This is a genomic window from Shewanella surugensis, from assembly GCF_023284005.1.
GTDB classification, from domain to species: Bacteria; Pseudomonadota; Gammaproteobacteria; order Enterobacterales; family Shewanellaceae; genus Shewanella; species Shewanella surugensis.
The window spans coordinates 1-20343 of record NZ_JAKIKS010000065.1; the positions used below are offsets into that span (position 1 = coordinate 1).

At 40.3% G+C, this 20343-nt stretch carries 16 protein-coding genes and 1 pseudogene; 8 read left to right on the forward strand and 9 right to left on the reverse strand.

Annotated features, from left to right (window positions below):
- Positions 1-111: 111 nt before the first annotated feature.
- A pseudogene (locus L2764_RS15715) lies at positions 112-768 on the reverse strand (magnesium chelatase domain-containing protein); the annotation flags it as partial.
- Positions 769-1166: 398 nt separating this feature from the next.
- On the opposite strand from L2764_RS15715, the gene L2764_RS15720 reads away from it, so the two are divergent.
- Both L2764_RS15720 and L2764_RS15725 read left to right on the forward strand, forming a co-directional pair.
- Complete coding sequence (locus L2764_RS15720; protein ID WP_248941213.1) at positions 1167-2033, forward strand: alpha/beta fold hydrolase; 867 nt, start codon at positions 1167-1169, stop codon at positions 2031-2033.
- A gap of 11 nt (positions 2034-2044) precedes the next feature.
- Complete coding sequence (locus tag L2764_RS15725) at positions 2045-2908, forward strand: alpha/beta fold hydrolase (protein ID WP_248941214.1); 864 nt, start codon at positions 2045-2047, stop codon at positions 2906-2908.
- Positions 2909-2921: 13 nt separating this feature from the next.
- Here the strand turns inward: L2764_RS15725 and L2764_RS15730 are convergent, their stop codons facing one another.
- Entirely contained in the window at positions 2922-4049 is a 1128-nt protein-coding gene (locus L2764_RS15730) for a threonine synthase (protein ID WP_248941215.1), read from the reverse strand.
- A 110-nt stretch (positions 4050-4159) separates the two neighbouring features.
- Positions 4160-4933: an AraC family transcriptional regulator gene (locus tag L2764_RS15735; protein WP_248941216.1), complete on the reverse strand. Its 774-nt coding sequence runs from the start codon at positions 4931-4933 to the stop codon at positions 4160-4162.
- A gap of 221 nt (positions 4934-5154) precedes the next feature.
- On the opposite strand from L2764_RS15735, the gene L2764_RS15740 reads away from it, so the two are divergent.
- Positions 5155-6342: an MFS transporter gene (locus tag L2764_RS15740; protein WP_248941217.1), complete on the forward strand. Its 1188-nt coding sequence runs from the start codon at positions 5155-5157 to the stop codon at positions 6340-6342.
- Between the two features lie 128 nt (positions 6343-6470).
- On the opposite strand, the gene L2764_RS15745 is transcribed toward L2764_RS15740, so the two are convergent.
- Positions 6471-6998 carry a GNAT family N-acetyltransferase gene (locus L2764_RS15745; RefSeq protein WP_248941218.1) on the reverse strand — a complete coding sequence of 176 codons (528 nt, stop codon included), beginning with the start codon at positions 6996-6998 and terminating at the stop codon, positions 6471-6473.
- Between the two features lie 232 nt (positions 6999-7230).
- Here L2764_RS15745 and L2764_RS15750 point away from each other — a divergent pair, with 232 nt between their 5' ends.
- Positions 7231-8082, forward strand: a complete 852-nt coding sequence (locus L2764_RS15750) for an SMP-30/gluconolactonase/LRE family protein (protein WP_248941219.1) — start codon at positions 7231-7233, stop codon at positions 8080-8082.
- A gap of 743 nt (positions 8083-8825) precedes the next feature.
- Here L2764_RS15750 and L2764_RS15755 read toward each other — a convergent pair.
- The 5 genes from L2764_RS15755 to ilvY form a co-directional block, all read right to left on the reverse strand.
- Complete coding sequence (locus L2764_RS15755; RefSeq protein ID WP_248941220.1) at positions 8826-11126, reverse strand: FUSC family protein; 2301 nt, start codon at positions 11124-11126, stop codon at positions 8826-8828.
- Entirely contained in the window at positions 11126-12103 is a 978-nt protein-coding gene (locus L2764_RS15760) for an HlyD family secretion protein (RefSeq protein ID WP_248941221.1), read from the reverse strand. Before L2764_RS15760 ends, L2764_RS15755 begins: the two co-directional genes overlap by 1 nt.
- Before the next feature lie 127 nt (positions 12104-12230).
- On the reverse strand, positions 12231-13685 hold the full coding sequence (locus L2764_RS15765) for a sodium:solute symporter family protein (protein WP_248941222.1): 1455 nt from the start codon (positions 13683-13685) through the stop codon (positions 12231-12233).
- A gap of 119 nt (positions 13686-13804) precedes the next feature.
- Entirely contained in the window at positions 13805-13984 is a 180-nt protein-coding gene (locus tag L2764_RS15770; RefSeq protein WP_248941223.1) for a hypothetical protein, read from the reverse strand.
- Positions 13985-14274: 290 nt separating this feature from the next.
- Positions 14275-15147 carry an HTH-type transcriptional activator IlvY gene (gene ilvY, locus L2764_RS15775; RefSeq protein ID WP_248941224.1) on the reverse strand — a complete coding sequence of 291 codons (873 nt, stop codon included), beginning with the start codon at positions 15145-15147 and terminating at the stop codon, positions 14275-14277.
- 205 nt (positions 15148-15352) lie between these two features.
- Here ilvY and ilvC point away from each other — a divergent pair, with 205 nt between their 5' ends.
- The 4 genes from ilvC (at position 15353) to L2764_RS15795 (ending at position 20268) form a co-directional block, all read left to right on the forward strand.
- Positions 15353-16834, forward strand: coding sequence for a ketol-acid reductoisomerase (gene ilvC, locus L2764_RS15780; protein WP_248941225.1), 1482 nt, complete (start codon positions 15353-15355; stop codon positions 16832-16834).
- A gap of 565 nt (positions 16835-17399) precedes the next feature.
- Entirely contained in the window at positions 17400-19073 is a 1674-nt protein-coding gene (ilvG, locus tag L2764_RS15785; protein ID WP_248941226.1) for an acetolactate synthase 2 catalytic subunit, read from the forward strand.
- Positions 19070-19327, forward strand: a complete 258-nt coding sequence (ilvM, locus tag L2764_RS15790; protein ID WP_248941227.1) for an acetolactate synthase 2 small subunit — start codon at positions 19070-19072, stop codon at positions 19325-19327. The genes ilvG and ilvM overlap by 4 nt, the downstream gene beginning before the upstream one ends.
- A 14-nt stretch (positions 19328-19341) precedes the next feature.
- Entirely contained in the window at positions 19342-20268 is a 927-nt protein-coding gene (locus L2764_RS15795; RefSeq protein ID WP_248941228.1) for a branched-chain amino acid transaminase, read from the forward strand.
- The last annotated feature ends 75 nt before the right edge of the window (positions 20269-20343 follow it).

Genomic DNA, 20343 nt, shown 5'->3' on the forward strand with positions numbered 1-20343 from the left:
AAACTGGTGTTGAACTTTACTTTTAGCCATAACCATTTATCCACTCAAAGCCTTACTTTAACTATAGTTCAGTTTTAGTAGCTTATGGCTGAGACTTGTCGGTAATCAGGATAAGTTATGGTTACCCGCTGCAGCAATTACTAATCCTAATTTGGCTTGATGCTGCCCAATAATATCACTTAGGCAGCCGCTATTTTTTACTGAGGTGTGCTGTGGATCTTGCCAGTGAATGGTGCCATCAATACTGGGTAATTGAGACTGCCCATGTAAAAAAGTACACAGAGATTGTAAGTGATTAGTTAAGAACACTTTTTTATAACCGACTAAGGTAGCGTCTTGTCGATTATCTAAGGGGACGATGACGCTGGCTTGTTGTTTTTTTGCTTCAATAATGACAGGCAACAATCCTTGGCAGGGACGTATGTGACCTGAAAGTGCAAGCTCCCCAATAAATTCGAATTGTCCTATTGCTTTTATGGGGACTTGTCCCGAAGCGGCTAAAATCCCAATTGCGATGGGTAAATCATAGCGCCCACCTTGTTTGGGAAGATCCGCAGGGGCTAAATTAACGGTTATGCGGCGCACTGGGAACTCAAAGCCCGTGTTGATAATGGCACTGCGTACCCTTTCTTTTGCTTCTTTGACGGAGGTTTCAGGCAAACCGACTAAGTTAAATGCAGGTAATCCATTGCTTAGGTGTACTTCTACAGTGACAAGGGGGGCATCCACCCCTTTGTTTGCCCTTGTTTTTACACACGCGATAGCCATAAACAGATCCCGTTATGCTCGGTTAAAGATGACTTTGTAGAGTGTAGTTGTAAATTCATTTTTTTGATTTAGGCGCTAATTCTGAAGTAGATAAGGTTTTTTTACTTTTTTTACACTATTTTACTCAGGTGGTGGTGAAATAAGAATGACACTCTTTGGTTAGCTGACTGATGACATCAGATTGAAATATAAGCGGATATGAGTGTCTAGTGCTTTGTTGTCGTTGTCTGTTTGTTAACTCTATTTTTGATGTTGTAATTAAGTATTTAATTTTAAAGTTTTTTGTTTTAACTTGATTGATTTTGTCTTGACATGAGGATTTACATTTTAAGCGTATTTAATGAGGTGTAAATGTTATAATAGTGAAGGTTATTCTAATGTCTAATTAGGATCAATATATGGTTTTTGCTAAGGCTGATAGCCATTACTTTCGTACCAGTGATAATGTCAAACTACATTTTATTGATAAAGGTCAAGGTCAAGCTATCGTCATGATCCCCAGTTGGACTATGAGCGCGGTACAGTACCAATATCAAATAGCCGTGTTGAGTCAAAAATATCGCACCATAGCATTGGATATGCGGGGTCATGGCGATTCAGAATGGGTTGACTATGGCTATAAAGTGTATCGTTTTGCTAAGGATGTTTATGAATTATTAGAATATCTTTGTTTGGATAAAGTGATATTACTTGGACATGCCGTTGGGGCGACTGTGATTTACTGTTATTGGGATTTATTTGGCTCCGAGCGATTAGATAAATTGATTTTAGTGGATAAGGCTGCAACAACCGTGATTAATTCCGATTGGTCCATAGAAGAGAAGGCACAATATGGCGCGGTGTTAGATCCTAAATCTGCGGTGGATATCACTAATCAACTTGCTGGCGATGAAGGGGAGAAATATAAAGCAATTTTTTTACATTCACTTTTTTCAAAAACACTTTCAGCTGAAAAACAAGCGTGCATTTTAACCAGCAGTATGCGAGTTCCTAATGAAGAGTCTGCGACGCTTTTTTATAGTAATGCACATCAAGATTGGCGGGATATCTTGCCTAGGATCAATATTCCTACCTTATTGATTGTGGGCCGTGCAAGTCTAGTGTCTGTTGATTCCCATAAATGGTTGCATCAACAAATTAAAGGATCTCAATTGGTTATTTTTGAAAAAGAAGAAGGGGGCAATCACTTCTCTTTTATTGAAAATCCAAATAAATTTAATCAAATCGTTGATACCTTTATTCAAGACATCGTTTATGATGAATGAAGGCTGCTAAGGTGAATCTTTCAACGGTTGATCATCATTACTTTTATACCAATGATAATGTAAAATTACATTACGTGGATAAGGGGGAAGGTATTCCTTTAGTGATGCTACATGGGTGGTCGCAAAGCACCGAGCAATATAAGTATCAGATTGAATTGTTAAGTGAAAAGTATCGTGTGATAGCTTTAGATATGCGGGGGCATGGACAGTCTGAAAAGGTGGCTTATGGATATAAAATCTATCGGCTAGCCAAAGATCTACATGAATTACTCAGCTACTTAGATTTAAACAATACGGTTGTGCTTGGGCATGCTTCTGGTGCGGCGGTTATGTGCTGCTACTGGGAACTTTTTGGCGGTGAAAGATTAGCTAAATTGATCTTTGTCGATAAAATTCCGGTATTAACGTCAAACCCCATGTGGTCATCAGCAGAAGTTGCCAACTATGGATCTTTTGTGGATCCCGTATCGTCTATGAGTTTTGTGAATACCTTATTAAGTGATAGCGCAAATAAGGCCAAAACGATTTTATTACACAGGCAGATAACCAAGCATATTTTACCTGAGGATGAGCGTTTACTGATTGAAACGACTTGTCGTTTTTCAAATCCGGAAGCGGCAGTACTGCTTTATAATGAATTTCATCAAGACTGTCGGGATGTGGTTCCTCGAATTAATCTGCCGACGTTGATTATAGTGGGCCGAGGAAGCCCGACACCAGTGAGCTCTCAAGTATGGATGAACCTGAGTATTCCAAATTCCCAGTTAGTCATATTTGAAGTGGAAGAAGGTGGTAAGCATTTCACTTTCATTGAAAACCCTCAAAAATTCAATCGTGTCGTGGATGATTTTATTCAATTAAAACCACAAGTATAATAAACCATTATTGTTACTTCTCATTCATTAAAGATGATATATTATCGGTGGCTTTCAATCCATGTCCCGTGATCACGCCCACTGTTTTTTCATCAGGCTTGATGACGCCGGCGCTTATAAGCTTGCTTATTCCGGCAAAAGCGGTGGCTGAAGTGGGTTCAATGAAAAATCCTTTTTGACCCATTTTAAATAAGGCGTCTTTGATTTGTGATTCTGACACACTGATAAATTGGCCATGGGTTTCTCTTACAAACTGAATAATTTCAGTGATGCGAGAAGATCGCATGATACGGATCCCTTCTGCAATGGTATTTTTTGGCGCCACAGGGGAGGTGTCGTGATTAAATTGTTTAACGAAAGGGTTAACTGCTGCAGATTGAATGCCAAATAATCGTGGCATTTTCGTTATTTCCCCTTGTTGAAGTAGTGCTTTAAATCCAAGATAGGCACCGGCAATCAGGCTGCCATTTCCTGCGGGGGCAACGATATTATCGGGAGCTTGGTAGTTGTTTTGTTCCCAAATTTCATAAGCGATAGATTTAACCCCTTCGATGAATAAAGGATGCCAATTATGGCCGACGTAATAACTGCCATGGGTATGGATACTATCAATAGCGGCATTGGCGACATCGGCTCGAGAGCCCTCAATTTCGATACAATTTGCGCCATACATTTTCGTTTGCACGACTTTTCCTGCCGCGGTGCCTGCAGGGATGAAGACATTGAGTTTAAGTCCCCCTTTGGCGCAGTAACCCGCATAGGCAGAACCCCCATTACCACTGGAATCCTCTGCAAAACAATCAATCCCTTGTTTTTTTAAATAATTAATGACGATAGCTGCCCCTCTCGCCTTGAAGGATCCCGTGGGCATTAAGGAATCCATTTTTGCAAAAATAGGCGTGTTATCCCATTCGAGTTGAGGCATTGGCGTGATGGTTTCATCAAAAGAGACTTGAACATCTTCTCTATTGATTGGATAAGCTTTACAGTAGCGCCATAGGGTAAAGTCATGACTAATAATATCGCGTTTTGTTAATCCTAAACTGCTGTCATTTAGCCATAATGCCCCACCACAATCGCATTTAATTTGAGTCGGTGAAGCAAGGTGTTTTTTTTGACATAACATACACAGATACTGCATGACATTTCCTCTATTCTCTTATCATTAAGGCGTATTGACTAGTATTACGCTAACTTTTTATACGGTAACAGCGGTGAAATGCAAGGGATAGTTTTATGTTTTTTTTGATTTTACTGTCGTTTTAAATAACTTTTTGGTGACGCATGTAAATGCTTTTTAAAGACATTGATGAAGACAGAGCTTGAACTGTACCCGAGTTCTAATGCCACTTGAGTTATCGACGTGTTGGTTTGTAGTCGCTCAAGTCCTATCAGCACGCGTAATTTTTGCCGCCAATCACTAAAGCCTAATTGGCATTCATTAATAAACAGTCGATTGAGTGTGCGTACTGATGCACCTGACAGTTGCGCAAGTTCAGGCAAGGTTCGATTGTCTGCGGGATTATGTTGTAAGATCTGGCAAATTTTCTTGAGTCTAGGATCTTTTGGCCAAGGTAAATGCAAAGGGCTAACGGGAGCCTGTTGTATTTCAGCAATGAGTAAGGTCATCATGGCTTTGTTTATGTCATTTAGTGGGTATTGGGCTTGCCACGCTTCACAACCTCTAATGATGAGTTCTCTTAGAAAGTCAGACACTTCAATCACTTTTACTTTATTACCTAATTGTTGACCTAACTCATCACTAATATGCAGGCTACGATAATCGACTTCGGATAAATTATTGACTTGGTGTTCAACATGCTTAGGCAGCCAAACGGCTCTTTGAGGGGGAATAACAAAGCTTTGATCGCTGGCAATAATGTTCATTGTACCTTTGATGGCATACTGTAATTGGCACCAAGTATGTTGATGTGGTGTCCCAATGGTGTTGGCTTTATGACTGGCCTGGATCCCTTCAATGGGGTGATGCATGAATTTTTTAAGCACAAAGGGAGAGTTGATCATTATATTGATACTCCTAAATTCATATTATTATGTCATTGGATTAGAAAGGATCTATTTCCAGACTTGTTGAGTTATGCCTTTCTACTTGGTTTGGGAGTCTTTAATCTCTTACCCAAAGTTAACTTGGCGCATTTGATAAATAATAAGTCATAATTGGTAAAGTTTGCCACTTTATTTGCCCGTAAACTGTGTCATTGTCATATAACAACTTAGGAATAAGAATGCGTCATCAGGAGAACAGCTCTCAACAGTTTTTGTTGATCAGTGCAATTTGTGTCGCTATTACCTTTTCAGTTTGGCAGGCTTTACTGAATAATTTTAGTGTTGAGCACGCGAGCTTTACAGGGACAGAAATTGGAATGTTACAAACTTTGCGTGAAATTCCAGGGTTTCTCGCTTTTGGGGCAGTATTTTTATTACTATTATTAAAAGAGCAATACGTGGCGGTACTCTCGCTGGCGATATTATCTATCGGGGTGGGGTTAACTGGCTTTTTTCCGACCAGTTACGGCTTGTATGCGACAACGATAATCATGTCCATTGGTTTTCATTATTTTGAAACCATCAATACTTCGTTACAAATTCAATGGCTAGGGGAAAAAGAAGCACCAGCCATCATGGGAACAATATTAAGTAAAACGGCGATGGCTGCTTTATTGACGTTTACTCTTATCTGGTGTGCGATGGAGTTCTTGCAGGTGCCTTATTGGCTTGTGTACCTGATTGCAGGAATATTAGGTTGTTTGATGGCCTTGTATTTATTTATTCGCTTCCCCTTATTACCGCAAAAGACAGTACAACATAAGCATTTGGTGCTGAGAAAGCGTTATTGGCTGTATTATGCCTTAGTGTTTATGAGTGGCGCTCGCAGGCAAATTTTTGTGGTATTTGCAGGCTTTCTGATGGTTGATAAGTTTGGCTTTTCGGTAGAAAACATGGCCATGCTGTTTATTATCAATCAGGTGGCCACTATTTGGCTGGCCCCTAAAATAGGTCGTTTTGTTGGATACTTTGGTGAGCGAAAGATATTAATGGTTGAGTATATGGGCTTAATCCTCGTTTTTGTGGCTTATGCTTTAGTGGATAATCATTGGATTGCCTCTAGTTTATATGTGATTGATAATATTTTCTTTGCCATGGCCATTGCCACAAAAACGTATTTTCAAAAAATTGCCTCACCTGAAGACATCGCGTCAACGTCTGGGGTGTCTTTTACGATTAATCATATTGCCGCGGTGATTTTACCGGTCTTCTTAGGCATGGTGTGGATGATTAACCCTGCTTGGGTTTTCTATATCGGGGCGGGAATGGCTGTTGTGTCTTTAGTGTTGGCTTTATTGGTGCCGCATATGCCGAAACCGGGTCATGAGTCTTTGCTTCAATCAACCCCTAGTGTGGCTAGTGCTTAATGGGTCATAGAGATTAGTGGCGCTGAATGGACACTAAAGCTCAGCCTATGTTGAGCTTTAGTTTTATTGAGCATTGGAGATGCATTGTCATCTGACATGGGGATGTATTTGTGAGCTTAGATAGATTTTTATCGATCTTGCTGACACAGTCCGTATAGATAATCATCGATAAACTCACCGCCAATGAAAGCATTGTGTTTCAGCTGACCTTCTCGTGTAAAACCAGCTTTTTCAAGCAGTTTATAAGAACCCATATTTTGACTGGCACAGGTTGCACAAAGCTTGTTTAGGGTTAATGTGTTAAAGGCATAATCTCTGATAAGGCAAAGCGCTTCAAACCCGTAGCCTTTTCCTTGTGCTGAGGTTTTGAGCATGAAGCCTATTTCAGCAATGCAGGCATCAGGGTTGGTTATTTTTAGGCCGATACTGCCGAGTTTTTCACCAGTTTTATTACCATTGATACTCAAAGATAACCACGTTTCACTGTCTTTCGTCCAAGGGCTTAGCTTTGCTTCAAACTTTGCTCTGGCTTCTTGCTCAGTAAAAGGATCATACACATGTTTCATAAGAGTAGGATCGGTCGACAGATGTAAAGCCAGTGGCCAATCGCTTTCATTGAAGAGTTTAAGGCTGATGTTTGTTCCTATTAATTCCATATGCGTTTCTACCTTGATGCTTTCGGACTTGATGACTGTCTTTTAAAGATGGCTATTTTTTATAAGCCAATAACATTGTTTATATCCTAGTCTTGAAACTTTAACAATATGTTTTAATTGTTTATTAAAGGCCAGTCTGTGATGTTGTATCGGTAATTTTTTGTCGGAAAAATATGATAATGAATGTTTACACTATGATTAATTCATTGGTGGGTAAGGATGGATCATTATTATGGCGCCATTAAAGTGTGTAATTGAAGGTTTGTGTTACCCCGAGTCTCCTCGTTGGCATGCAGGAGAGCTATGGTTTTCGGATGTCTTTTTAGGTGAAATAAAGATCCTTGATCACCAAGGACAAGTGAGATTACTGGCGCGTTATGATGGGGTGTTATCGGGGATTGGCTGGATGCCCAACGGCGATTTTTGTGCCGTTTCGGTGTTTGAGCATCAAGTGCTTAAAATCAATGAGGATCATTTTTTTACTTGGGCTGAACTTGATGATGAGGAGAGTTTTGCCAGTAATGACATGATCATTGATGCAAGCGGGCATGCTTTCATCGGTAACATTAGCTTTAATTACATGGAAGGCGAAGAGCCCCGAATGGGGAATATTAAACAGCTCGATATTCATGGAAATTGTTCAACGGCAGTGAATGAGATTGGTACGGCAAATGGTATGGCCATTAGTGATGATGGAAAAACATTATTTGTAGCGGAGACATTTTCAGATTGTTTAAGTGCTTTTACATTAAATGAACAGGGGACATTATCGGGTAAATGGCAAGTCACCCGCTTTCCTACTGGCAGTGGTCCTGATGGGATCTGTCTCGATAAACAAGGGGCTATTTGGGTTGCTTGTAGCCAATCTTGTTATGTTTATCGAGTGGGATCACAAGGGGAATATTTGGATAGGCTCTCCTTACCCGGTGGCGTTCATCCTTTGGCTTGTGTATTAGGCGGGAGTGAGAGAAAAACCTTGTTTATTATGACAACCAGAATCTTTGATCCTGTTGAAGCTAAAGCCTCATTGAGCGGCGCTATTTATTGTGTTGATGTCGAGACGTCCGGTGTGGGACGGCCATAACATTTCTTGATTGGATATTCTATGCCCAAGCCACTTGAAAGTGCATGTTTTCAGAGTGCGTAAAAAGGCTCAATTCAAGGCGTATTCTTTTTAAAAGAAAAGGCGTCAGAATGCGGATTGCCTTTTAAGGTAACGCACGTAGAAGCTGGTGTTTTTTACGGACTCCCAACGGGCTGACTCTTATAGATAAAGAGGAAACACTTTTATACTGCGTTATTCGCATCAACTTAGAATAACTAAGTTATTAACTTTGCTGAGCATCATGGTCGTTCACTCACATCCATGTGAGCATGACATTTGTTATCTGACCTATATGGATATAGGGAATGTCTTATTATTGTCAGGAGTAATAAAGACCTTAAACATCTGATGATGGGAATGTCAGTTAATGCATGGAGCAATTAATGACCTTGCCAGATTAGTCATGGTTTAAAATATCATATAACAGAATAAATGCAGATTTAACTGATCAATTTGAAGCAGTTTGTTATTATGGATCTAGTCTCTATTTATGAACTGGTGGCTGACATGCGGTTATTTCTCAGATCTTGCTTTTTGAGGCGAAAATCTTTGATGAAGCGTTTAATAAATAAGAAGTGCTTAACAAAAATAGATGGGCATCGTAAGGGATCGAAGTTAGAAGAGAGTATTTTTATTGTATTCTTTATCATGTCTGTAGTGTTTATTATCATCTAAAATCAGCATACGCACTTTGTACTTCAGTTGAGTCTATATTTTTATATTCATTCATTAAACTCGGTGTATTCTTCCAGTAACGCGCGTTTATTTTTACATAAACTGAGCAGCGAGAGATAACTCGCAGTTGGAATCTCAATAAGTGAGTTGGCATTGGGGGTTTCAGGTTTATTATTATCAGGAGATGAGAATAAACCCTTTAGCTTGTCGGCCAGTTTGCTTTCTACACTGATAAAATCTTGAATAATATTCTGAGGCATTTTCTCTTCAATCGGTAAGGCGAGTAAACGATAACTCTCTTTCACGAGGATATCATCAATTGGAACTTTCGGTTTAACAGTCTGCTCTTGATTGAGTAAGTAGTTTTGCAAGCTGTAATAAGCTTTTATAGACGTTTGACTATATTGCTCTTTTTTTGTTTGCCAGGGTATATTATTTCCCTGTGTGATTTGTTCGAAACGATAAAGATAAAGTTTTAAATAAGAGAGGCTATGTCTGCCTTGATTATCCCATAGGCTTAGGGTACTTGGGTGAGCTTGTGGAGAGAATAAGGTTTTAAAATGTTGATTAAAGCGTGAGATAAGTAGTGCGTAGTGATGCTTTAATTCATCTTTTTTTTGATAGGGCCAAAATATAAATTGAAAAATAATGACGCTGATTACGCCTAAGATAATACCGCCAAACCTCTCAATAGGAACGGCTAATGAAGTATTTGGACTCAATTGATCGACAGTGCCAATAATGAAAACAACGGCGGCTTGAGTACCGACACTCATTGAGGTTGCATTGGAAAAGTGTAACAAGCAAAAGCTAAAGACGATAAAAAATACCAGAGTTAATATGATGGCAAAATTGTCGATGTCTAGACTGAGCACGAGTATTGCTATGACAGCACCGATTAAACAGCCGAGGATCCGATAATATCCTTTATTGCGGGTAGTATCTGTGGAGAGGTTGAAGCAAACGGCAATAGAAACTGCAATTTGATAATAACCAGGGAGCGAAAAATATAACCATATGAAAGGTGTAAATAAAATAGCTGCCGCCCCAATGAGAGCATGTTTGAAATAATACTCATCATAATGAAAATAGCGATTTAATTTAGTGTCAAACAGTGCGTTTTCTTGTTGGTTTTTCGGAGTGGAAGTTTTTTTATTTTCTTGATTATGCTTGAATATGCGACTAAAAAGATGATTCATTTCAAACTGGATTTGTTTGAAATAGTTAATCCATTCATAGCACTCTAAAGGTGAGTCATGTTTGTTCTTGTTTGGATCTTGATGTGAGGTTTTTTTTTGTTCAAGTAATGAGGCGTCTAATTGTTGAAAATGATTATTCAGCTGTTGATTGAGCTGCTGTAATTCTAGCTTTTGTTGTGCTGTGAATGTGGCAAATACTTTTTTTGTTGTTAATAATGCTTGATAATGTTTAAGGATTTTAGCGGTCGTGATATTAAATTGTATCACAGCCTGACTGAGCTTCGTTGAACGTATATCTTGAGTGATATTGTTATGATGAAAATGGTAACTATACATCAGTAACGAATTGATATTTCGAATAACAGGAAGTACTTCTATGAGTTGATTATGGGTCGAGTCGGGTTTTATTTCGTGCTGCGAAAAAAGCAGTAATTTATCTTGTTGAGTGAGATTCTTACGTATTATATGGATGATATTGGTAGTGTCATATTGGTATTTTTTGTTTTGCTTATCATGGAGACTTGTTGATTCAGTGACATATTGATTGTTTGCATGGGTTAAAGTGATGGCTTGGTCTAAAAGCTGAATAACCGATTGCCTAAGCTGCTTATGGGCATGTAAAGGAGAGATAAGAATGCTGATGAACATACTGCTTAATACCCCGATAATAATTTCCAAACTCCTAAAAAAAGCCACATTAATGAAATTTGCTGGGGTGGGATTATTGAGGCCTGCTAATAAAATCATGATGCCGGTGACATAGATGAATAACCAAGTGTAGGCTTTAGTTTCAATCACAGATGCGAAGTAAATACCTAGAAAAGCAAACATAAATATGCTAATAGAAAACATAATTGGTTGGGTAATGAAGAGTGCAATAACGACTATGCCCAGCATTGCACCGATGATAGTGCCAATCATTCTTTCTAAGCTTTTTGCTATGGTGTTGCCTACCGTCGGCTGGATGGCAACAAAAGCAGAGATACCCGCCCAATAAGGCTCTTGAGTTTGAAATAACACTGCCAGAAAAAGCGCGAGAACAACAGCTAGGCTTGCCTTGAGTGTGAGTTGTACATGGGGTTCAATGAGTGAGAAATGGCTCAGCTGTTGATTAATGTCTTTTCTGACTTGTTCAAATGCACTTAGCATTAAAAAACAATGACCTTAGCATCGATACCAACAGGTAGGGCTTTATCTTTAGGGAAATTAATGAGTTTGATGCGCACAGGGATCCGGTATTCATACCGGATCCAATTGGTAATGGGTTCGACATAAGGCAAAGAAGGATCGGGTTGGGTACTATTTCGGGAAACTCCTCGGCCTAGACTGTCAACTTTACCACGATAGAGTTTCCACGGATGATTCGATAAATACACCCATACTGATGTGCCTTTTGTTAATGAGACAAGGTTACTTTCTTTGATATTGGCAATAATATGTTCACTGTCTTGAGAAATAAAGCCAAACAGGGGCGTTGCTTGATTAGCGTAATCACCACTGTAAACTTTCAAGTTATTGATATAACCATCCGATGGTGCATATAGCTTACTCATTTTTAAATTGTAATTGGCTTGTCTAAGGGCGGCTTTTTGCTGTAGAACCAACGCTTGATCTAGGGGAGCTCTTTTTTGTAAGTCTTGATAAGTGAGTTGCGATTTTTCTAATGTGGCTGTGGCGATATTGTATTGCTCTTTTTTTGCGTCGAGATCATTTTCAGAAACCGAATTTTTCTTTTGTAATATTTTATAACGTTCATATTCAAGTTTTGCGAAATTGACTTGTGCTTGACTGATTTCAATGGATGCTTTGGCTTCTTTAAGCTGAGTGCTAAGTAGGCTTTGTTGAGCGATGGCTTGTGACACTAAGGCGAGTGCATTATCAACTGCAATATTGAAAGGTTCTTGATCTAAGCTAATTAATAAATCTCCCCTTTTAACGCTTTGATTATCTTTTACATTGACCTCATTAATTGGGCCTGACACGCTAGGTGTAATTTTAATGACATCGGCACTCACATAGGCATCATTATTATAGATAAAAAAGTAGCCTGAGCTGTAATAGCCCATAATGAAGAGAAGGAGTAAGCTGGCTAAAATGAAGAATTTATTTTTTAACAATTGTGGCATGACTTGGAAAGTGTTACATAACTTGCAGTATAGCTTAGCTGTACAATGAGGCGTTATTATTGTCTTATTATTGGCCCATCTTGGCTTGATACACTTTAACTTTGTACACATTTATCAAAGTATGAGCTTAATGTGTTGATATGGATCGAGTGGTGAGTTTGTGATGTAAATTGACTATAATGGCATTTAGCATCAGACCAACAACGCCCGCTGGGATCCCAAAGGGCTGACCAAGTGAAGGAGAAAACATGAAAATTAAAGTGAAGCTAATCCCTGTTATGAGCCCCCATAAAATGGAGCTCGCTTTTAATTGTTTGAAATGCACTCCAAGCATTATCGCTGGGGCTATTTGACAAAGAATTTCGAGCTTTAATTGGATTAACCACCACAACGTCACGGGGACATAAATAGCCAGTGCAGCCATAATCGCAATAAGGATCCACGTGAACACCTTTCCCAGATAAATTAACTTTTTTTGACTCGCTTGTGGGCGATATGCTTGATAAATATCTTGTGTGAATAAAGACGCAATAGCGAGCATTGCCGAATCAACAGTTGACATAATGGCGGCAATGGCGGCCGCAACAAAGAGGGTGACTATGTATTGCATGCCAGCAATGTTATTGAGCTTAGATAACATTAATAGGATGATTTGATCTGAAGTGACTTTGTCTAAATTTGGGAAATGAGCTGCGCCAATAATAGCAATAATAATAATCGGTAAGGTGGTAAAAAAGGGCATAAACAACATTAATTGGAAGGAGCGTTGCAGGCTTTTTTTACTTTTGGATGCATAAATGCGTTGTATGGCTTGGGGGTAAACGGCAGCGCCAAAACAGACCATCACTAAGGTACTCACCCATTGCTTTATATCCCCCATCTCGGGTGTTCTAAAAAATTGTTTTTTCACGCTTTCGAGTGTATTTTGATTGTCGAATATTGAGCCATACTGAGTCCAGATCACAGCAAAAATAATCAGTATGGTGACTAAAAGTAAGCTCCCTTGTATGGCATCGGTCCAAGCGACAGATCGCATGCCACCTAATGTTTCATAGATCACCATGATTAATGCCATTGAAACAATGCCTTGTGCAAAGCTAATTCCTCCTCCTGTGACATAACTCATGATATAGCCTATTGCTTTTAGGTTGCTGAGAATGTAACCGGATAATACGACTAAGCAAATGATGACGATAAGGGTCGTGAGTAATTTATGTTGATAGCGGTAAGCGATGAAATCACCGACGGTGATGAAGTCTTGTTGTTGTGATAAACGAAACAGCTTAGGCGCATAAAGCATATAACCGCCAATGACGGAGAGCATTAAGGTTACACCCACCAGAAAAAACCAGCCATTTCGGTAAGCTGAGCCAGCAAAGCCGATTAAATTATTGCCACTGTATTGAGTAGCATATAAAGTTAAAAATAACACCCCAGCCCCAAAGCTCTTGCCACCTAAATAAAAATCATTGAGGGTATTTTCTTTGCTTTTCTGCTTTCCGAGGATCCCTATACCAATAAGAGAGACTAAATAGAGAATAAGAAAGATCATGCTGGGGACATTGAGTAACGGGTTGTTCATGATTTTTCTCTATTGAGTTTAAATGAAAGGTGAAACAATATGAGATTGGATATCCATTATAAATCGTGACAAATAATCTTTAAGGGTGATCTTAAAATATTTGTTAGATAGGTTTGTTATCACTCATCCCATTCTTTTTCAAGTGCGATTAATAATATTAATGCATAAATAACACTGAGAATAAGGGAGCCCCATGCCCACAATGGGATCCCCCAATAAGTGGTTGAATTAAGAAAGGGGGCTGTTAATAACAAACAGAGAAAAGACAGTTTGAGTAAAGGCGTTTTTACGGGAGTCATGTTATATCAAAGCTATCTTATTTGAGTTGTAAGTGTAAATCAGTCAAGAATTTTTTACCATTTCAAATCAACTTGATACTTTAAATAATTAATGACACCGATGTTCTTTTATATTAAAAATAATTAATTATCAATAGGATATCAATAAAAAGGGTTAATCGTTTTACTTCTTTTTATCTGTAAATTTCATTAACGTTAAGTATTTAAGGTGTCCATTTATGTTCGTTAGTCATTTTTTGATAAAATAAAAGGCTCATTAGTTGTTTTCTTGTTTGTTAAATGTAGGTTAACTATATTGCTTCTAAAAATGCATTAATAACAGACTCATCTTGACGTTTCTTTTTGCAGCAACACCCGAGTTCAAAAGGGGGGATCGCTATTGGTGAAGGCAGTAACTGGATCCTATCTCGGACTGGACTATTTTTGATGACGACCTCTGGCGTAATGCTCACTCCACACCCTAATGCGACCATCGATGTGATGGCTTCATGACCCGATACTTGAGCATAAATATTAGGGATTAATCCCAGTTTTCTGAACCAGTTATCGATTCGTATTCTACCGGGGCCATGTTCCGGGACAATAAAGGGAAGTCGATCCCAAGGGATATAAGATTCTGTTAGTAATTCTTGCACTTTACATCTAAAGGTCGGCGCTATGATAGATAAAGGAATATTATCAATTTTGGCAAAATGTAAGCTATCAGGAAAAGGTTCGGGCAAGGCGGTAATGGCGATATCGGTTCGGTTTTGACGCACTTCATTAATGGCATTGGCAGCATCACCAGTGGTTAATGCTATTTCAACTAAAGGGTGTTCGCGCCTGAATCTATCGAGTAATCCGGGTAAGTGGCTATAAGCGGCCGTGACAGAACAAAATAAGTTTAATCTGCCTCGAAGAAAATCTTGTTTAGGATCTATTTTTGTTTTCAGCTTACCCCAGTTATTCAGGGTTTGCTCAGCAAAATGTCGATATTCGATACCCGCATTGGTGAGGGTAACGCTGCGATTATCGCGCCTAAATAATAAGGCTCCCACTTCTTCTTCTAATCGTTGCATGGTACGACTGAGTGTGGAGGGGCTGACATGCATGGCTTGAGCCGTTTTTGCGAAATGTAAGCTATCGCAAAGGTGTAAATAGAGCTTGATCGTACGAATATCCATAACATTTAAACTCATTACTCAGGAGGTAATTAAACATATTAATGACTACTTTGAAACATTGGTTTGTATTGCAAAAAATGCAACACAGTGTTTCGAATATATCATTTTAAGCAATGAAACGCTTGCGTTATAGTGACCTCAATCGCGGTTTGACTTATTGAGAGTCAATCGATTTCCGTAATCCTTTAATGAGGTGGTACAACAGATGGCTAACTATTTTAATTCTCTGAGCTTACGTCAACAATTAGAACAGCTGGCTCAGTGCCGCTTTATGGATCGCAGTGAGTTTAGTGAAGGCTGTGATTATATCAAAGACTGGAACATCGTCATATTAGGTTGTGGTGCTCAAGGTTTAAACCAAGGTTTGAACATGCGTGATTCAGGTTTGAATATTGCGTTTGCATTGCGTCAACAAGCGATCACTGAAAAACGGGCTTCTTACCAAATGGCCACGGGAAATGGTTTTCGCGTGGGTACCATCGAAGACTTAATTCCTGCAGCTGATTTAGTCTTAAACTTAACGCCTGATAAGCAGCATACCGATGCAGTGAATTCTATTATGCCACTGATGAAGCAAAATGCGACGCTTGCTTATTCTCATGGTTTCAACATTGTTGAAGAAGGCATGCAAATTCGTCCTGATTTAACCGTTATCATGGTTGCCCCTAAGTGCCCAGGTACAGAAGTACGCGAAGAGTACAAGCGTGGCTTTGGTGTACCGACTCTGATTGCCGTTCATCCTGAAAATGACCCTAATGCTGATGGTTTCGATATTGCTAAAGCATATGCCAGTGCAACGGGCGGAGATAGAGCAGGCGTATTGCATTCATCATTTATCGCAGAAGTGAAATCTGATTTGATGGGTGAGCAAACCATTTTATGTGGCATGCTACAAACGGGGGCTATTTTAGGTTATGAGAAAATGGTTGCCGATGGGCTGGAGCCAGGTTTCGCGGCTAAGCTGATTCAACAAGGCTGGGAAACGACTACCGAAGCATTGAAGCACGGTGGTATTACTCACATGATGGATAGACTTTCTAATCCCGCTAAAATCAAAGCATTTGATATGGCTGAAGAGTTGAAAGTTATCCTTAAGCCGCTTTTTGAAAAACATATGGATGACATCATTGGTGGTGAGTTCTCTAAAACTATGATGCAAGATTGGGCTAACGATGATGCAAACCTGCTGAAATGGCGCAATGAAACTAATGAAACGGCGTTTGAAAATGCCCCTGTCTCAGATGAAAACATCGACGAGCAAGCTTATTTTGATAAAGGTATCTTCCTTGTCGCTATGATTAAAGCCGGTGTTGAACTGGCCTTTGATACCATGGTTACAGCGGGCATTATTGAAGAGTCTGCTTACTATGAGTCATTACATGAAACGCCATTAATTGCCAATACGATTGCGCGTAAGCGTTTATATGAAATGAACGTAGTGATTTCTGATACGGCAGAATATGGTTGTTATTTGTTTAATCATGCGGCCGTGCCTATGTTACGTGATTACGTCAAGTCGATGTCTCCAGCGCTATTAGGTACTGGCCTTACTGAGAATGATAACGGCGTTGACAATGTGCGTCTTATTGACGTCAACCAAGCTATCCGTAATACTCCGGTTGAGAAGGTTGGCGCGAAATTACGTGGCTACATGACTGAAATGAAAAGAATTATTGAAGAAGGCTAATTGATTTTACCGCACTAAAACCTTATCGTTTGAGTGCGGATATGGATCCTCCAGCTTAAAGAATGGATGTAGAATAGTTGCAATATGGACGTGAGCAGTATGTTGTTCTTTTATGTGTCTAATGCTATTTCATCCGGTACTTATCGGCAAAGACAACTAATGAGACAAAGTTTTATTGTTTTTCTTGTTGGCTTTGTGGTAAACCTTAAGTATCGCTTTTATGTCTATCAATAAAAGTTGATAGCCGAATTTATGCAAAGATACTGATTAGGATACACGTTAAATATGCATCACCTTGCTGCCAAGCTCATTATTGTGATTATTACCGTTGTGACACTCAAGTCACAGCGGGGGCAGCGTATGCTAAATCGACATACCTAATTAGGTTTAAAGATTGCAACTAACCCCCCGCTCCGTAAGGACCGGGGGGTTTTTTATTACTGGCGAAGTCAGTTTGTGATATCGGTTTTGGACGTCAAGCAAGCGTCAAGTGAGGCTTAAGTCGAGATGATTTAGATGCAAGCATAATTTTCACAATGAATGGCAAATAGAGGTAAGTGAGTCGATGGAACAAGGGCAAAAAATTCGCGGCGCGGACGCAGTGATTAAAGTATTAATTGCTCATGGTGTGAATACGATATTTGGTTATCCCGGTGGAGCCATCATGCCAATCTATGATGCACTGCATGGTAGTTCTGTTGAGCACCTCTTAAGTCGTCATGAACAAGGCGCCGCTTTTGCAGCATTGGGCTATGCCAGAGCCAGTGGCAGAACCGGTGTGTGCTTTGCCACTTCAGGACCGGGTGCGACTAACTTGGTTACGACACTTGCCGATGCACTATTAGATTCGGTGCCTATGGTGGCGGTGACTGGACAGGTGTCTACCAGTGTCATCGGTACCGATGCTTTTCAAGAAATCGATATGTTGGGGATGTCACTTTCTTGTACGAAACACAGTTTTATGGTCACCGATATTAATGAGCTTATCCCGACCTTATATCAAGCATTTGAGATTGCCGCTTCGGGAAGACCCGGCCCGGTACTGGTTGATATTCCCAAAGACATTCAAGTGGCTTTACTTGAATATAAAACCCCGTTATTAGCTGTGTTACCTGAGCCTTGGCATGATGAGTCGGATATTGTTGCGGCGAAAGCATTACTGCACGCGGCGAAAAAACCCATTATCTATGCGGGTGGTGGTGTGGGCATGGCCAATGCCGTGTCTCAGTTACGTGAATTTATTAAGGTGACAGGCATGCCTTCAGTCGCCACTTTAAAAGGCTTGGGCAGCATTACTATTGATACGCCAGGTTATTTAGGCATGTTGGGCATGCATGGCTCAAAGGCGGCGAACATCGCGGTGCAAGAAAGTGATTTATTGGTGGTTGTAGGGGCGCGTTTCGACGATAGAGTGACCGGCCGTTTAGCCAGTTTTGCCAGTAAGGCAAAGGTGCTTCATCTTGATATTGATGCCGCTGAGCTTGATAAATTGCGCCTTGCCGATGTGGCCATTGCCAGCGATTTACGTCAAGTCTTACCTGAAATCACCCAGTCACTTGATATTAACCCATGGCGTGATGAGGTACAGCAACTGCAAGTGACCCATCAACGTGATTATGATTGCCCTGGTGAGTTAATTTATGCGCCTGCCATGTTAAAGCGTTTAGCTCAAAAGTTACCCAAAGACAGTGTGGTGAGTTGTGATGTGGGGCAACATCAAATGTGGGTTGCTCAGCACATGTGGTTTGATCGCCCAGAGAATCATCTTTCAAGTGGCGGTTTAGGCACCATGGGCTTTGGTTTGCCCGCCGCGATTGGCGCGAAGGTGAGTCGACCCGAAGCCATGGTGGTTGCGGTTTCGGGCGATGGCTCTTTTATGATGAACGTGCAAGAGCTGACAACGATTAAACGCAGACAACTCCCCGTTAAGATATTACTCATCGATAATCAAAAATTAGGCATGGTTAAACAGTGGCAACAACTTTTTTTTGAGGAACGTTATAGCGAAACGGATTTATCAGATAACCCCGATTTTGTGCGTTTAGCATCGGCTTTTGATATTCCAGGCCGCACGATAGATAAGGCTTGTGAGGTTGAAGCGGGACTCGATGAGATGCTCAATGCAAAAGGAGCTTTTTTATTACATGTAGCCATAGATTATACCCATAATGTATGGCCTTTAGTGCCGCCGGGTGCGGCTAACCACGATATGATGGATGAGACGGAGACGCAAATATGATCTACGACATGATGTTAACGGTACATCAACGCGCCGAAGTATTAGAGCGTGTTTTAAGAGTTATTCGTCATCGAGGTTTTAAGGTGACGAGTATCAACATGCAAGTCCATGAAAATGAGACTAGTATGGTGGATATAGTCGTAGAGAGTGAGCGGGCGATTACTTTACTCAGCAATCAACTAACTAAGTTGATTGATGTGGTTGAGTGCCAAGTATTGCCGTCGCAGATAGAAAATAAACTTGCTAGCGTATAATAAGGATAAAAATAATGGCCGCAAAAACAGCTGAATATATTTGGTTTAATGGTGCAATCATGCCTTGGGGTGATGCGAAAGTTCATGTGATGTCTCATGCATTGCACTATGGTACCTCTGTATTTGAAGGGATCCGTGTTTACGATACCCACTTGGGGCCAGCAGGGTTTAGATTAACGGATCACGTACAGCGTTTGTTTGATTCAGCCAAAATTTATCGTATGCCGATTCCTTATAGTTTCGACGAGGTCATGCAAGCTTGCAGTGACTGTGTGCTAAAGAACAAGTTAACCAGTGCTTATATTCGTCCCTTGGCTTTTTATGGTGATGTGGGCATGGGGATCACGCCGCCAAAAGGTGCGGTTTGTGATTTACTGGTTGCGGGTTTCCCTTGGGGGGCGTATTTAGGGGAGGACAGTATGGAAGCGGGGGTTGATGTCGCGGTGACGTCTTGGAATCGATTAGCGCCGAATACTATCCCGACTGGGGCAAAGGCTGGGGGGAATTATCTATCATCGTTGCAAATATCAACCGAAGCGAAGCGTAACGGTTTCGATGAAGGTATTGCCCTTGATACTAATGGATTGGTGAGTGAAGGCGCTGGCGCAAATTTATTTGTGGTGAAGAATAATAAAATTTATACCCCTCCTTCAAGTGCATCGATTCTAATGGGACTGACTCGCGATACCATTATGGTACTGGGTAGAGAGATGGGCTATGAAGTTATTGAAGAGGCCATGTCCCGAGAGTTTTTATACCTTGCTGATGAAGTTTTCATGACGGGAACGGCCGCAGAAATCGTCCCTGTGCGCAGTGTCGATCGTATTGACATTGGCGCCGCTAAACGTGGGCCTGTGACTAAGAAAGTACAACAGAGTTTCTTTGGTTTATTTACCGGTGAGACTGAAGATAAGTGGGGCTGGTTAGAGCCTTTAAAATAATATTTCGTCGTTTCTAAAGCAGGTATGTGCATGCTTTAGAATTATTGATACAAAGAGAAAGGCAGCATACTGACA